Annotated in this window: 10 protein-coding genes; all 10 read right to left on the reverse strand. The window is 65.3% G+C overall.

Annotation, left to right across the window (positions count from 1 at the left end; translation table 11 throughout):
* Positions 1 to 147: 147 nt before the first annotated feature.
* On the reverse strand, positions 148 to 846 hold the full coding sequence (locus AC06FE_RS11830) for a hypothetical protein (protein WP_478073134.1): 699 nt from the start codon (positions 844 to 846) through the stop codon (positions 148 to 150).
* An 8-nt stretch (positions 847 to 854) separates the two neighbouring features.
* The gene (locus tag AC06FE_RS11835; protein ID WP_478073135.1) at positions 855 to 5,402 is read right to left on the reverse strand and encodes an RHS repeat-associated core domain-containing protein; all 4,548 of its coding nucleotides are present in this window, start codon (positions 5,400 to 5,402) and stop codon (positions 855 to 857) included.
* An 18-nt stretch (positions 5,403 to 5,420) separates the two neighbouring features.
* Complete coding sequence (locus tag AC06FE_RS11840) at positions 5,421 to 5,549, reverse strand: hypothetical protein (RefSeq protein WP_263863683.1); 129 nt, start codon at positions 5,547 to 5,549, stop codon at positions 5,421 to 5,423.
* Positions 5,546 to 7,165: a tetratricopeptide repeat protein gene (locus tag AC06FE_RS11845; RefSeq protein ID WP_478073136.1), complete on the reverse strand. Its 1,620-nt coding sequence runs from the start codon at positions 7,163 to 7,165 to the stop codon at positions 5,546 to 5,548. The genes AC06FE_RS11840 and AC06FE_RS11845 overlap by 4 nt, the downstream gene beginning before the upstream one ends.
* A 20-nt stretch (positions 7,166 to 7,185) precedes the next feature.
* Positions 7,186 to 9,429 (reverse strand): type VI secretion system Vgr family protein, encoded by a 2,244-nt coding sequence (locus tag AC06FE_RS11850; protein ID WP_478073137.1) that lies wholly within the window; start codon positions 9,427 to 9,429, stop codon positions 7,186 to 7,188.
* Positions 9,430 to 9,696: 267 nt separating this feature from the next.
* Positions 9,697 to 10,191: a hypothetical protein gene (locus tag AC06FE_RS11855; RefSeq protein WP_225591557.1), complete on the reverse strand. Its 495-nt coding sequence runs from the start codon at positions 10,189 to 10,191 to the stop codon at positions 9,697 to 9,699.
* A gap of 182 nt (positions 10,192 to 10,373) precedes the next feature.
* Positions 10,374 to 10,982, reverse strand: coding sequence for an inorganic diphosphatase (locus AC06FE_RS11860; protein ID WP_478073138.1), 609 nt, complete (start codon positions 10,980 to 10,982; stop codon positions 10,374 to 10,376).
* 3 nt (positions 10,983 to 10,985) lie between these two features.
* On the reverse strand, positions 10,986 to 12,359 hold the full coding sequence (locus AC06FE_RS11865; RefSeq protein ID WP_478073139.1) for a purple acid phosphatase family protein: 1,374 nt from the start codon (positions 12,357 to 12,359) through the stop codon (positions 10,986 to 10,988).
* Positions 12,356 to 13,459 carry a phytase gene (locus AC06FE_RS11870; RefSeq protein ID WP_478073140.1) on the reverse strand — a complete coding sequence of 368 codons (1,104 nt, stop codon included), beginning with the start codon at positions 13,457 to 13,459 and terminating at the stop codon, positions 12,356 to 12,358. The genes AC06FE_RS11865 and AC06FE_RS11870 overlap by 4 nt, the downstream gene beginning before the upstream one ends.
* Positions 13,456 to 15,966 (reverse strand): TonB-dependent receptor, encoded by a 2,511-nt coding sequence (locus tag AC06FE_RS11875; protein WP_478073256.1) that lies wholly within the window; start codon positions 15,964 to 15,966, stop codon positions 13,456 to 13,458. The genes AC06FE_RS11870 and AC06FE_RS11875 overlap by 4 nt, the downstream gene beginning before the upstream one ends.
* Positions 15,967 to 16,137: the final 171 nt, after the last annotated feature.

A 16,137-nucleotide genomic window follows, 5' to 3' on the forward strand; every position in this document is an offset into this window, starting at 1 on the left:
CTTTCACAAAAACAAGCTGACATCACCAACAAGTAACCGTAACGGAACTCCAGCGATCACTGCTATCACTGCCATCTCTGCTATCGCCTCATCGCTTTCAAGCTCGAGCCATTCATCAATTCGTGCACGAACCTGAAAATCATTACCTCACTCCGAGACAACTCCCAAACGCCTTAACTCCGCAATGCCGCCCGCCCAATCTTCGCGCCGCTTCTTGGCAGCAGCCAAAGGCACCACCAGCAGGACTTCCTCAGCATTCGATTCACTAAAAATACTCAACCTCGTATGTGTCTCGGGAAAAGCATTTTCGAACTCGGGACCCAGCATACTGACCCCTGAGAAATTCCGCCTCCGAACTATCACCTGAGTTTTTGGATCTCTCCTGATCAGAGCAAGAGGAACACCCTTGCACGCAAAGTCGACAAACTTCGCCCCACTGATATCCAGCGCCCACTCCGTAGCCGCATAGAATATGGATCGCTTTTCTTCAAACGCCGCAATAACCCCGGCATCTGTACAGAATGCGAAAGGCTCCAGATTGATTTTTATCTTTCCAATTTTACCAACAAGTGATACACGCCTAAAGAAACAGGACCAAAGCAGGAGAATAGGATTTACGTCCAGACCCTCAACATGAACATCCTCGAATTCCGTCGGCCCGATCTCGGAATTGACCACTTTGCAGCCTGAGATGTGCACATCGCGAACAACACTCATCTTCGAGGGCCGCTTTGACAGCGACATCCCACAGTTGTCAAAGCTACTGTTCGTTATTCGAAGTGCCTCGAAGACCTTCCCGCCATCATCAAACACCATCTTGAACTGCTGCGCGTCAATGTTCTGCATCACCAGACCTAGAACGGAAGTCCCTTGACAACATCATACGTGAGATAGGTAACGGCATCATCCCCGTAGCGATCTGCATGCGCGGGCACGTCTGCATTCGTCGTAACGTCCCACACCTTGGGCCGTCCGGTCGTACGCGTGAAATCGGGGCTCGAAATGAATCGCCCGTTGCTTCCCCTGGCAAGACCCGTATGCAGGATTGTGTTCCTAAGATTCGGGTCCTCCCTGACCAACTGAGCAACCCGTCGCTCAACAGCCTTGCCAAAGCTTGCTGCATAGAGGTTAGTGCCATTCTTGAGGTGGCGATAGCTGCCTTCGCTCATCAGCGATTCTGCCATCTTGGGATTGGCGACCAGCTCCCTGACCGCCTGATCCACGAAGCTCTGCAACTTTCTGGTGGACCTGCAACTCAGCCCCAATGGGTCAGTCCAACCCAGCGTGTTTGGGCCAAACTCGTAGAAATTCTCTCCCGCAGCAAGACCCAAAGGATCACTCGATAAAAACTGTCCTACCGCGGAATCGAAGTACCTATGCCGGTTGTAGAGAAGGCCTGTTTCGTGATCCCGATACTGACCCTGCAGCTCTAGCTCCATGCCCTCACTGTCACCCGCCCCCCTCATTTCAGCCATTCGGGGCGCCGCGGCACGACTCCAAATCAACTCGCCGGAGGCTGAAGTCATCTGCATTGGATAGCCGTTGATATCGAGATGGAACAGGCACAAACGATCTGATCGGCTCGCCGGAGCGTCATCTCGACCCTCTACCTGCCCACCGAGAAGCCCATGCGAGGATGATGTCCGTGCACTCCCACCCACCACCATATCAGGCGCAGCCGAAGCAGGACCGCCTGCAGGACTGGAACCCAAGCCAAAGTTACCGTTGAGCGCCAGCCCGGCTCCAAGGGATCCATCCACAAAACTCTTCGAATCTCCAAGTCGACTGGGTATCTGGCCGCTAAACCCTCCGAGCATCTTCGAGGCGCTCCGGTCCAACTTCGATCCTGATTGACCCGATGGCGTCTTAAGCTGACCACCAGCTCGCGTCGCAACCGCAGCCTCCACAACAGCGACACGATCCAGGCATTTCATCATCGCTGCCCCAACCAACGCCAACGGCACAAACGTCCCCGGGTAGTACACATACTCCCGCACCCGCCCATGCAACATCTCCAGCCGCCGCTGCCTGCGCTTCACTTCCACCAGGCTGGCCACGTTCCCTACCCAGACCGGCACCGCATCCTCGGCGTCATTGGCCTGCTGCACCTCGCCCAGCAACGCATCGCCATCCCAGAAGAACCACGTCGTCTGCGTCGGATTGCGCTTGAACACCCGACGTCCCAGCGGGTCATAGCCGTAGTACGTTGATTGCCCGTTGCGGCGGCTCTCCGCCAACCGATGGTTGGCATCCCAGATCAGCGTCAGGTCATCCGGCGCATCGCCATGCGGTGCGCCCTTGTGCACCAGGTCGCCGGCGCGGTCGAACACGTAGTGCACGCCCTGGTAGGTGCCTTCGCGCGTCCAGGTAGTCAGCTCGTCTTCGTCGCCGCCCACCACCTTGCGCGCCTGCACCTGCTTCACTTCGGTGCGCAGCCGGTCGCCCGCCGGGTCGTTGAAGTAGCGTTCCACTTTCTGCTTCGGATCAATATGCTCCAGCAGGCGACCAATGGCGTCGTAACGGTACTCATCCATGCCCTGCACGCTGTCGCTGCGCCGGGTCAGGTTGCCACTGCGGTCGTAGTCGTAACGCGTCTCGAACAGCGGTGCGGCATCCTTCAGCACCGACTGCGAGGTCAACAGGTTGCGGCTGTCATAGGTGAACTCGCGCTGCAGGTGCGGGCTCAGCCGCTCCCGGGTAGTGCGCCCCAGTGCGTCGCGCTCCATCGCGATCGGCGGCTCATCGTTGATGGCCACCGACACCGCCTGATCACGCAGGTCGAAGCCGAACGCCACCCGGTTGCCGGCCGAGGTCTCGCGCAGGACGCGGTTGCCGACCGCATCGTAGGCATAGCCCACGCGGAAGCCATCCTGCAGCTCTTCCAGCAACTGTCCTACTTGGTCGTACTGCCGCCTGACCGTTCGCGCCGGATTGCGCAGCTCAACGATCTGCCCCAGCTTGTCGTAGATGAAGTGCTCCTGCACCTGCTGGCCCGGATGACGGACATCGGGCAGCGTCTTGCGGATGATGCGTCCGAGCTTGTCGGTGGTGAAGGCGATCCGCTGGCCCAGCGGGTCCACCGTGGCGGTCAGTCGTCCCGCTGCGTCATAGGTGTACCGGCGGGCCTGTCCCCAGTAGTCGACCTCCTCGACAATCCGGCCCAAGGCGTCGCGCACCAATTGGTAGGTTTCACCGCGCTGGTTGATGACCGCGACGAGCTGTTCCTCGGAGTCATACCGATACTCCACGCTGTGGCCATCGGCCTGCAGCCGCTTGCCGATCTGACCGATACCAACGTACTGCAGGCGCGTTTGACCGCCAGCTTCATCGGTGTAGCGCACCAGCTGGTCCTCGGCGTCGTACTCGCAGCGCACGCCATTGCCGTCCGGTCCGACCGTGCCCAGCAGGCGTCCCTTGATGTCGTACTCGTAACGACTGACCTGACCGAGTGGGTCCGTCTGCTCCTGCAGGTGGCCCATCGGGTCATGCACGTAGCGGCTCTCATGGCCCAGTGCATCGATCACCGCGGCCACCAGCCCGTGGCGGTCATAGCGCAGTCGCGTCACCGCCTGCCGGGCATTGGTCTGCGCGAGCAATTGGCCCTGCCGGTCGTAGTCGAAGCAGGTGGTGGCGCCCAGTGGATCCACCTGCGCGACCAACAGGCCCTGCAGGTCGTACGTCTGGCGCCAATCGGCACCATCGGGTGTACGAAACGACACCATATGGTCGTCCTGGTCGTACTCCATCTGGACCGAGGTGCCGTCGGCTCGTGTCAGGCAGGTCAGGTTTCCGTGGGCGTCATAGGCAAAGCCGGTGCGCAGTCCCTCCGGGTCGGTCACCGCTACCGTGCGGCCGAAGTCGTCGTACTCGAACAGCGTGACGCCATCGAGCGGGTCGATCTCGCACAGTGGCAACTGGTTTTCATCGAACTTCACCACCGTCAGGTGGCCCAAGGAATCGGTGACGCGCGTCTCCCGTAGCAACGCGTCGTATTCGAAGCGATAGTCGTACAGGCCGCCATCACCCCAGGAGTGCACCACCCTGCCCTGTGCGTCGAACGCATAGTGGAAGGACAGGCCGACGCGATCGGTATGGCGCACCATCCGCTGCTGTTCGTAGCCGAACGTGCGCGGCGCACCCAGTGCATCGACGGCTGCGAGCAGGTCGCCGGCATCGCCATGCCGGTAGCTCACCAGCGGGTGAAGCCGGCCGGTGGCCGGATCGTGCAGGGCCATCCGCTCGATGCGGCCATGGCGCGCATCCACCTCGATGAAGCGCCCCTGCAGGTCATCCACCCCGCTTTCGACGATGCGGACGAGATGGCCATCGCGTCGCTCGAACCGCCAATGATTGCCATGCGCGTCCTCGATGCGCTCGATGACCAACGCGCCCCTCGCCGGCAACGTGCTCACCCCGCCGGGTTGCAGCACGCCGAATACATACTGCAACCCACCCTTGAAACGCACCCGCCACTGCCCCTGACCGCGCAGCAACCGGGCACCATCGACAAAGTCCAGGATCGCACCCACCTCGCCGTCCACCGCCGGCAGCTCAGGGAAAAACGCCACCTGGTCCGGCGCGGACAGCCAGGCGCTGCCATCGTCCAGGAGTTCCAGGCGTATATCGGCCGGCGTCAGCCAGCCGTTGCCGCACAGGCCCGGCTCTGACCCACGGCGCGAGCCATAGCTGCGCGTCCACGCCAATGGCAAGCGGCCGGGAACATGGAAGTCCTGATGGTTGACCACCACGCTGCCGTCACGGATATCCACCGGCTCGGCACGCAGCACCTTGCACTTGAGGAATCCCGGCGGCAGGTTGCCCCACCGCGCTCGCCGCCAGTTCGCGAATGCGTCCATCTTCTTGCGGAAGAACGCACTCTTGCGCAGCTTGCCCAGCCCCGCGAACGCCGCACGGAATGCCAGTGCCGTCCACGACACCGTCGGCGGACCGCCCACGGTGACGCTGGTGGGAATGGCCACGTTCAACCCGGTGGGCAACGACATCGCGCGCAGCGGCTTCTTGGGCTTCTTGACCCGGAACGGGTTGATCATGCCAGCCAGGTTGCAGTCCAGCACCGGCATGGCGAGCCGCGAGAACGGCTCCCCGTCGGCAGACACGGTGCGGCTGCCCATGAAGATCTCTTCACCGTCGAACTGCGGCCCCATCGGCGCTGACAACGGCGGCGCCCACACCCCCATCGGGATGTGGATGTCCAGGCCCCCGGTACCGGCAGTGGCGCGATGCACGCCGTTGACCTTGATGGTCGAGCCGATGAACGGGATGTAGTCGAACGGGTCCAGCACCAGGCCGATGTGCGGCGTCGGCAGCGGGCTCGGCGGCACCGCGTACATATGGATGTCGATGCCCAACTGGGGGTCGAAATGCTTGGCGGCGATGCTCATGGCAACACTCCCTGTCCGCTATAGCGCGCGCGCCAGGGCGCGCAGGAAAGCCTTTACCTCGTCCCGGTAATCGGCACTGATCCACGCCACGACGGCGATGCCGACGACGATGGCCACGCTCATCCAGAGGATCTTGTTCGACTTCATGCCAGGGCCACTCCCGTGGTCGTTGCGGGCGTGGCCGGGATGGCAGGTGCCGGCTGCAGCAGCGCGGCCGGGTCCGGCAGCGGCTGCATGGCCGGCGGCTCGCTCCACACCGGAATGTCGTGGTCCAGCGGGTGCTCGATGGCTGGCAGGCCATTCCAGCCCGGGTCAAGGAAGTCGCGGCCCACCGCCACGATCTTGCGGAAGAATTCGTCGCCCCCCTGGATCACCCGCTCGCGCTCCTGCTGGGCACGGTGGAAGCTCTGCTCCAACGCGCCATCCAACTGCGCGTCGATCCGGTCCAGCTCCGCCCGTGGCGGCAGCGGCCCCAATGCACGTGCCTGCGCATCGGCTTTTTCAAGCAGGAGCGCACTTGCCTGCAGGTAGTGGGCCGACACCTCCTGGAGCTTTTCGCAACGGCGCGTGTCCTGCAGCAACAGCAGGTCCCACAGCGCCTGCGGCAAGGTGGTGGCCTTGCGGTCGGCCGGTGACAGGGGCTTGGCGGTCCGCACCGCCTCCAGCAGGTGCGTGCGCGCTGCCTCGCGCTGGCCGGCCTGGAGTTGGCACCAGCCGGCCATGCGTTGCCCTTCCAGCGTGAACATCGGGTGCGGGATGCTGGCGGCCGAGGTGGAGGCCTGAAGGTAGGTCTGGGCGGCACGCTCGGGCTGTTTGGCCGCCAACCAGCAGCCGGCCTCGCCGAACCAGCTCTGCATCACCAGTTCCGGTGCGCCGGCATTGCCGGCCACGCGCGCCCCTTCGGCCGCGCTACGTGCCTGTCGATAGGCGTTGATGGCCTGCGCGTGGTCACCGTGCTTGAGCCATGAACCGGCGAGCATCATCTGCACCACCGACTGTTGCTCCTGCCAGCCCTGGCGCAACGCCAGGCCCTGGGCTCGCTCGGCGCGGGCGGCGACCTGCGCCGGCGTGCCACGCTCGATCAGCAGCATCATGTCGGCCATCAGTTGCCGGTACAGCACCTCCGGGCCGCGCCCGCCCGATTGCGCGGCGGTGTCGCGGGCGATGGAGAACAGGTCCACCTCCGCCGTGATCAAGCCGGCCTTGTCGCCCAGGCGATCCAGCAGGCCCTGCCAACGCGGCTGCTCCTGGCTGTCGATCAGCACCAGCCGCAGCCGCGGCCCCGGGCCGGCCGCCAGGGCGGCCTCCACCCAGCGCTCGAAACCCTCGCCCGGCACGCAGCGCTCCGGTTCCAGCACGGCCGCGAGCAACCGCATCTGTTCGCGGTGGTGTTCGACGAAGCTCTCCAGCACCTCCACCACGCCCTTGGCGCTGTCCGCGTGCGCCTCGTGCGGGCCGCGCCAACCCAGCGGCACCTGCTGCTCGCGCAGCTCGTCCTGGCTGGCCAGGTAGCGCTCCAGCAGGTCGCGCTTGATCTGCCGGCTGTAGCGGAAGCCCAGCTCATAGGCGGTGTCGATGCGCAGGAAGTAGTCCGGCGTATCGCGCCCCTCGTCGTGCCGCTGCATTTCGAAGAACGCAGCCAACAGGCGGCTGGCGTTGGCCGGCAGGCGCCACACCAGCAACCGGTGGGCCGGCTCCGCACTGGCCTGCAGCCAGGCATCTCGCAACGCGCTCAAGCCGCGCAGCATCGGGTTGTCCTGCATGCATTGCCTCCCGGGCCGGCTCAGCAGTTGAGCTTGATTTCGCTGCCATTGACCGAGACACCACTGGCATCGATCACCACCACCGAACCCCCGGCGCTGATCGTGATCGCACTGTCGGTGATCTCGATGGATGAACCACCCACCTTCGCGGTGAGCTTGGTCGCCGACTCCAGGCTCATGTCGCCATCGGACCCCTGGCTGAAGGTGCCGGAGGCGTCCTGCGAGTAGTTGCCGGTCACATCGACCACGCGCGCCCCGACATTGCTGTCGTCCACCTTGCCCTGCACCGAGCGCTTGTCCTCGCCGGTGATGGTGGTCTTGCGCCCCGCATCGAACGTCTCGGTGACCAGGCCGACCACGTTGCGCGTGGACGTCGATGTCACCGTCTCCAGCCAGGTGCCGGTGCGCTGGCTGGTGTAGTCGCCGGTCAGGGTGGTCTTGAACGGGCCGGTGATGGTCTCGGTGTAGCCGGCAGCGGTGATGGTCTTGGTTTCGCCGGCTTCGTACTTCTCGGTGACCGCGCCGGTGACGTTCGTGGTGCGCGTGTCCTTTGCCGTCAACGTGTCCGCGCCGGTCACGGTGATGCCGCGGGTGCCGCCCACGCTGATGTCCTGGTTGGCGCCCACGTCCATGCTGTGGTTCACCGTCACCGACGTGGACTTGTTGTTCTTGACCGTGGCGTTCTGGTCATTGAGCACGGTGGTGACCATGTCACGCTGGGCGCGCATGTTCAGCAGCTCGCCGCCGGCGCTGTCGTGCATGGTGATCTCGTTCCAGCCCGCGCCCTTGACGGTCTTGGACTTCAGGCCGCTGACCTCCATGCCGAAGGGTGGCATGTTCTGCTCGTTGTACACGCGGCCGGTGATGATCGGCCGGTCCGGGTCGCCATCGAGGAAGTCGACGATGACCTCCTGCCCCACGCGCGGCGGCGAGACACCGCCCATGTCCGCACCGGCCCAGGGGCTGGCGCTGCGGATCCAGCAGGAGGCGTTCTCGCGGCGATCCAGCTGGCGGTCCCAATGGAACTGCACCTTCACCCGCCCATAGGCATCGGCATGCAACTCTTCGCCCGGCGGCCCGACCACCGTCGCGGTCTGCGGCCCGGGCATGCGCGGCCACGGCGTGGTGCGCAACGGGCGGAACGGGATGCGACGGCGCAGGACTTCAGCGCGCATCTCCACGCTCGGCGCTTCGGCGCTGCCGAAGTCACTGGCGAAGTTGTTCCGCCCTTCCCGCTGCAACGCCACCACGAAGAACTCGCGGTCAGCACCGTCACGCCCGTGGAAGTCCGGATGACGCTCCAGGCTGAAGCAACCGCCGGCATCCAGCTCGCCGGCATTGCCGGCACATTCGAACAACTTGGTCGGCCACACCACCTCTTCGTTGCGCACCGCTGCCAACGCCTGTCCGACACGGCTGTTGGAGAACCGTGCCGCACCGTCGTAACGGTACTGCTCCAGCGGCGGCAACAGGCCCAGCGGCACCTCGTTGCCCCGATCGCCATCGAGCTGCTGGCTGGGCTGTTTGAAATCAAAGCTGCGCAACGTCTGCATGCTGGGGCCGACACGACGACGTGCGCCCCAATGATGCAGGCCGGTCCGTGCCAACGTGCCCTGGTCCGAGACGAAGGAGACCGCCAGCGGGTCACCGTGCACGGTGCTGAGCGTGGAGTCATCGCTGATCACCAGCGTATGCCCGTCCTCGTCATGCACGAAGCTGTAGTAGAGGCCGGCGTCTTCGAGCAGGCGACTGACAAAGGCAAAGTCCGACTCGTTGTACTGCACGCAGTAGGAAAGCGTCGGCAGCTTGCCGGCATTGAGGTCGTAGCGGTACCGCGCCAGCTCGGAATACCCGCCGAACACCTCCTCGATGATCTGCAGCGCGTTCCTGTCCTGGAAGATGCGGCAGTTGCAGGTGTAGTCCAGGAAAGCGAACCAGGGAGCCACCTCCGCGCGATAGCTGCTGAACTGTGCCTGCTGGCCGGTGCTGGCGAACTCACGCACGTAGCCGTGCACGCTGCGGTTCCCGAACTCATCGCCAAGCTGCAGGCGCAGCGGCTGGCCCACCAGTTGCTTGAGCTCCAGCCGGGGCTGGGTGGAAAGCAACTCGATGCGGTAACTGAAGGGCCGTGACGCGCCTTCGGAACCATCGAACTGCTTGACCAGGAATGTCTCCGGCTCCAATGCCGTCTCCACGCGGATCAGGCGTCGGTCCTGATGCAAGCGTTGCACATCCAGGGCGGTAAGCAATGATGCAGCGGACATTGGGCGCTCCGTCGTCCCATGTAGGTCGAGCCCGACTTTGCCATCAGCACCGGGAAAGCGCCATCATTTTGACGCCTCAAAATTCAATCACAAAGCTAAACAAGACGGTTCTGCAGCCCCGCTTAGGAATGCTCCCAATTCAGGCCTTGCATGTGCCCAACGTCGACGCACCACAAACCGTGACGCAAGCATGAAAACGGAGTCGGGCCTGCCAAAACGAAGGGCGGCCATTGGCCGCCCTTCGCTTCATTCCCGCTTGCCTTGCGCTCAGTACCCGGACCGGTACACCGGAACGACGGGCACCAGCGGTACGTACTGCACTTCGCGGCACCCGTCATAGCGGCTGCAGCTGCCGAAGTACCCCGGGCCCCAGTAGCGCTGGCGCGCATCGCGGTTGTACGGACTGTTGTAGAAATCCGGCCGGTACATGCCCGAGCCGTGGTAGGTGTAGGGCGTGCTGCCGAGCGAGCTGGTCTGGCGCGCCGTGTAGGCTTCCGACGGCGCACCGTCATTGGCGACATAACCGAACTCGTTGTCGTAACGCACGAGCCGGTAGTAGACGGTTTCCCCACCCTGCTTGCGGCTGTGCAGGCGCTCGAGCTGGCCACCGCCGGCGTCGGCATAGGCCTGCCCATTCTCGAACACCACTTCGCTGGGGTTGACCTGTTCTTCCTCCATCGGCGGCGCGGCGCTCGCGCCACATGCAGCGGCAACCAACACCAGTGCCGCGCTCATCCTGATCAATGCCGTGTGACTACGCATGACTATCCTCCGTGATACCGCCCCGGTGCCTGCCGGAGCCGATGATTGAGCCTTCGCCGATCCCCTTGGTTGGCCCGACGGAGCGCGTCCATCACGGGCGTCCCGGCCTTCCCCACGCTCGGCACAGGGGCCGAGTATATGCCAGCCTCCACTGGCAGATCGTGAAGCCGCGCACGCGCGGCTCAGCGAGCGGGCGAGGTCTGCCCGAATCGCTGCATCGCGGCGCGGATCAGCTGCCGCGCCTCCCCGGCATCGCCCCAGCCATGCAACTCGATCCGGGCACCGGCCGGGAGCTGCTTGTAGACGCGGAAGAATGCCTCGATGCGCTCGCGCTCCATCGCCGGCAGGTCCTGCAGGGTGCGCAGCGCGCTGTAGCTCGGGTCAACCGCATCGCTGGGCACGCCGACGATCTTCTCATCGGCCTGGCCCCGGTCGACCATGCGCAGCACGCCCAAGGGACGGAACCGGACCACGGCCCCTGGCTGGATCGGGAAGCGGGTCAGTACCAGGGCGTCCAAGGGGTCGCCATCGCCAGCCAGCGTGCGCGGCATCGAACCGTAGTTCGCCGGATAGGCCACGGGCATCGACAGGAACCGATCCACCCGCAACTCACCGTCCTCGCCAAGCTCGTACTTGATCGCGCCACCGGCGGGGATCTCGACCACCAGCAGCACGTCGTCGGGGGCCGTCTCCGGCTGTGCCAACCGGATCGGATGCAGCACGACATCGCCCGCCCAGGCACCCGGCGGCGTCAACGCCAGCAACAGGACCATTGATCGCAGCACTCGCATCCTTTACTCCCAGCAGCGGTCGTCGCGCCCCTTGGGCGAATGCGGGCGCGGGCAATCACGTTGCGCAATGCGCCCCTTGGTCACTTCGGTGAACCGCCGTGCCTCGCCCCTGCCCCGACGAATCTCGAAGGCATCGTACAGGCGCCCGGTCGCGGTCCGCGCCTCGTAGCGCAGGGTGCGTCCTTCGATGCGCAGCACCTGGAACAACTGGGTGTCCTCGGCCACCGGTCGCATCGTCGCACGCGCCTGTTCGGACAGGCGGTACTGCTTGGGACCCGCCACCGAGGAGATGTACTGCGGCAGGTCGCCCGCCTCGTCGGCACGGCGTCCGTAGGTGTGGTCGTGCCCCTGCAACACCAGGTCGACGCGGCGGCGGCGCAGCACCGGGCGCAGCTGCTCGGCCAGCACCGTGTTGTCACGCTCGGCCCGCAGTGGATACAGCGGCTGATGTACGACGACGATGGTCCAGTGCGGTCGCTCACCGGTGAGCACGCCGTCCAGCCATTGCGCCTGCTGTGCGGCCGTGCCCAGGTCCAGCGCCGAGGTACCGTCGAGCACCACCACGCGCAGGTCCTGGTAGTCGAACCAGTACGTGGTGCTGCGGGCCACGCCCGCACCATTGCCCGGCAACGCGAAGCTCACCGGCCAATGCCGGCCCAGTACGCGTCGTTCCTGCGGGGTGTCCTCGAACTCCTCGAAGTACTCATGGTTGCCCGCCGCCGGTGCCACGGCCATTCCCGGCAGCAGCCAGCCGCCCGCGGCGAACCATTCGCCCCATTCGCTGTCGTCCTGCCCGTCGCCGCCGCTGACCAGGTCACCGGCGAACAAGGCCAGCCGCGCGTCCGGTGCCGCCTGCCATCCCTGCCGGATCACCCGGCTGACGTGGCTGAGGTTCTTGTTCTGGGTGTCGCCGAAGTACAGCACTGTCAACGGCTGGTCGGCGGCACCTGCGGTGCGGAAGTGGTTCCACGCACTCCAGCTGCCCTGCCCCTGCACGCGGTAGGCATACAGCGTGTCCGGCTGCAGGCCACCGACATCGGCGTGGTGGAACTGGGCCGCGCCGTTCTCTGTCTGCAGCGCCTGGCTGCGGGCGGTGATGCGCCACACCTGCCCCATGTCCGGCGAGTCACCGGCCAGGGTCACCTGCAGTACCGCCGCCGCATCCAGCGGCACGCTGCGCCAGGACACCGCAAAACCGGTGGCGGCATCCTGCGCCGGGGAAGCGACGATGCGGTCGGGCACGGCGGTCGCCGCATAGTGCCGGCTCCCCACCGGCACCTGCGTGTTCGGCTCTGCGACCGGAGCGGCCCCCACCGCCCCGGCCGCGACCCACAGGGCTGCCAGCAGCAGCCACTGCCTCCCGCCCCCGGAACTCACAGCGCGCAGTCCTGCGGCAGCGACAAGGCCTTGGCGATGTCACGCCAATCGAACGCGACCACCCCCTGATCGTCATGCACGGCGTACAGCGCTCCCTGCGGGAAGCGTGCCGATGCCTGCTGGCTGTTCCAGATGCCGTCGGTATTGGCCACCACGTCGCCGTGGAATGCCCCCACCGGTGCCAGCGTCCGGCGGTCGAACAGGTGGAACACGCTGCGGTCCTTGCCCTGCTCGGTGGTGATCCACCAGCCACCGTCGCCGCACGTACGCAGCATCACGCCCTCGGCCTGCGCCTTGAACTGCCCGTTGCCAAACGTGTTGCCGGTGAAGTCACCGGCCAACGTGTAGACCTTGAACTCGCTGGCATAGGTTTCGTCTTCCTCGGCCACCAGCAGGCGGTCATTGGCCGGGTCACCCCAGATCGACTCGACCACGCGCAACGCGCCCTTCGCCGAGGTGTCGCCGATGCTGCGGACCAACCGCGCCTGCACCGTGCCGTCCCCGACTTCGACGTGGTAGCGGCGCACGCGTTCGTTCAATCGCTCCAGCGCCGGCAGGATGTCATTGCCGGCCGCGTCCTCGCCGTCGTCGTAGGAATCGGTGACGTACACGTCGTAGCCGCCCTGCACCGGGTTCACCCAGAGCCCGTAGGGCTTGCGCAGGTCACCTGCGGCGAACACGCCCAACGACTTGAAATCAGGCAACTGCAGGACCTGCACGCGATGGTTGTCGCGCTCGACGATGAACACCAGGTCGCCGCTGACGGCGATGCCGTTGGGGCGATCAAACTGCCCCGGGGCGGTACCGGTGCTACCCACGTCACGCAGGTGCTTGCCGCTCTGGCCGTCGTAGACGACCAGCTTGTCGGTGGCCTTGGCGGTGGCGATCAGCCACAGCGCGCCGTCGGCGGCCCGCCAACTGGCGGGCGAGTCGATGTTGTCGGCCGGCGTCATCGGGGTCAGGAAGGCCTCGGTGACGCGGACCGACGGTGCCGCGCCCTCGGCGACGTCCTCGGCACTGGGCGGTTGCGTCGACTTGGCGGTCGGTTGGCAGGCACTCAGCGCCAGCACCAGCGCGGTGCCCAGCAGGGCGGCCCTCACAGTGCCACCTTCAGGCCGATGGCGTAGGTGCGGCCGTACTCTTCGTTCTGCAGGGTGCGCGAGCGCACGCCCTGGTAGAGCTCCAGCGGTTCGTCGAGCAGGTTGGAGGCCTCCAGGTACAGGCTCACGTTCTTGCTGAACTTGTAGTCCAGGCTGAAGTCCAGCTGCGTATGCGGCGCCACGTAGATATCGAACGCCCGGCTGTCGCCGATGCTGTCCAGGTACTCGCTGCGGTAGACACCGGCAAGGCGCGTGCTGAAACCGCCCCACTCATAGCCGACATGCGCGCTGTAGACGTTCTTCGAGGCACGCGGCAGGGTGAAGTCGTCGCGCGCGCGGTCGGCCATGCCCGGGTCGAAGTCGGTATCCAGCCAGGTACCACTGGCGCCGACCAGCAGGCCCGACCATGCACCCGGCAGGAACGACAACTGCTGCTGCCAGTTGAACTCCGCGCCGAACACCTTGGCCTTGTCGCCGTTGAGCGAACGGGTGACATCCATGCCCGGGTATTCACTGTCGTTCTTGCTGGTCACTTCGACGATGTAGCCGTCGATGGACTTGTGGAACAGGCCCAGCGAGACGATACCGCTGTCGCCCAGATAGCGCTCGACTGAGAAATCCAGGTTGGTGGACTCATACGGATCCAGCTGCGGGTTGCCAACGCGCACTTCCTCGTCCTGCACGTTGACGGAAAGGCGCGGCGAGATGTCCCCGAACGACGGACGCGCCACCGTCTTGTTGACCGAACCGCGCAGCACCCAGTTGTTGTCGGTGTCATAGCGCAGGTGCAGGCCCGGCAGTACGTTGGTATAGCTGCTGCTGGCCAGTCGCGGCGACACCAGGAGATCACCATCCTTGTCGACATCGACCTGGTTGCCGGTCGCGTCGAACTGGGTGTTCTCCACGCGCACGCCGCCGATCACGCGCAGCGCGCCGATGTCCCAGGTGCCCATGGCGTAGGCGGCGAGGATGTCCTCGTTGGCGGTGTAGTCCTCTTCCAGCGACGCCATCGTGTTGCCCAGCGCTTCCTTGGAGCGCTCGCTGTACAGGCTGCCATTCTCGACCCACCAGCGCCGCATCGCCGCCGAACGCATGCCCTGTCCCAGCGGACCGCCGCGGTGGTCGAGCGTCTCGCCGTTCCAGTCGGTCAGGTCGACCGCCGGCCCCTTGCGCAGGTCGGTTTCATCGACGTTGACCGCGCGCTCGCGCCAGCGGCCGAGCAGGCCGAACTTGTAGCTGGCGTGGTCACCGTCGAAGCGGATGTTGACCTGTGCGCTGCGCTCGCTGTCATCCACCTGCTTGGGCGAAAGCACCACGCGGTTGAACGCATAGTTGCTGCTGTCCATCCAGCCGGCATCGCTCAGCGACAGGCCAGGGATGCCGCTGTTCTGGTCGATGACCGCGGACAGGTCGTCGCCGTCGTAGTCGAAGCGCGCCTCCATTTCATCGTTCACGCGCTCGCGGGTCTTGGTATAGCCCACGCGGTAGTCCAGCACCGCGCCGCTCAGGCGGTTCTCGCCGCCGAGGCTGGCGGCAAAGGTGTTCTCTTCCTTGGTGCGGTAGCGCATGCGCTTGCTGATCGCATCGGCGGGCAGCTCGTCCACCTGATAGCGCCCATTGCCCAGCGCGCTGATCTGGCCGTCCTCCAGCGCGAAAACGGTACGCTGGCGGGTTTCGGCATCATCGAAGCGGCTGTAGAGGGTCCGCAGGTAGTAGCGGTTGTCCTCGTCCGGGCGCCAGTCGAAGTTGAGGTTGGCACCGGTGCGCTCACGCTCGATGGTGTACTTGCGGCGCTGCAGCTCGGTGGCGACCAGGTCGTCCTGCCGGTCGTCGTCATACGTGTCGTATGCCACTTCGGTGTTGTCCGATTCGAAGGTGCGCTTCTGGTAGTTCACGTCCAGCGCCACGCCGAAGGTGTCGTTGAACACTTCGCTGTAGTTGAACGCCGCCTTCGGGCTGGTCTCGCCGGACAGCTGCTGGTGGCTGGCCTCCACCTTGCCCTTGAGCGAACGGCCGTCGCGGTCGAAGGCCGACGCCGATTCCACCACCACGCTGCCGCCGATGGCGTCACCGGGCATGTCCGGGGTGGCCGACTTGACCACGCGCAGGCGCTCGGTTGAATCGGTGGGAATCACGTCCAGCGGGGCCGCACGCGAGGAGTCTTCCGGCGTACCCACGGCAATGCCGTCGATGCTCACGCTGTTCAGCGCGGCGTCCAGGCCACGCACCACCACGAAGCGGCCCTCGCCCTGGTCGCGGGTGACGCTCACGCCGGGCAGGCGCTGCAACGACTCGGCCACGTTCATGTCCGGGTAGTCGCCCATCGAATCGGAGGCCACCGCGTCCTGGATGCCGTTGGCATCCCGCTTGAGCTCCACCGCGCGGGTCTGCGCCTCCAATTGCGGACGCACCTCGACCCGGTCCAGGTCGATTGCCGCCGCAGCGGCCGCCGCGGTCGCCGAGCCATCCGGCCCCACCTGCTGGGCCCTTGCCGGAGCCGATGCCATGCAGGCCACCGCCGTTGCGACTGCCACCACCAGAACACCCTTGCGCACTATTGCCCCCAAACCATGTAAAGGATGGGTGGGCAAGGTATTTCCGAAAGTTTGCGTCGGGGTTACAGCCACGCGGCTGCAATGTTTCAGTCACACTGGCCGAGCCGGGACGCAGGCGTCAAA

The organism is Stenotrophomonas sp. Steno-C18 (assembly GCF_056393195.1).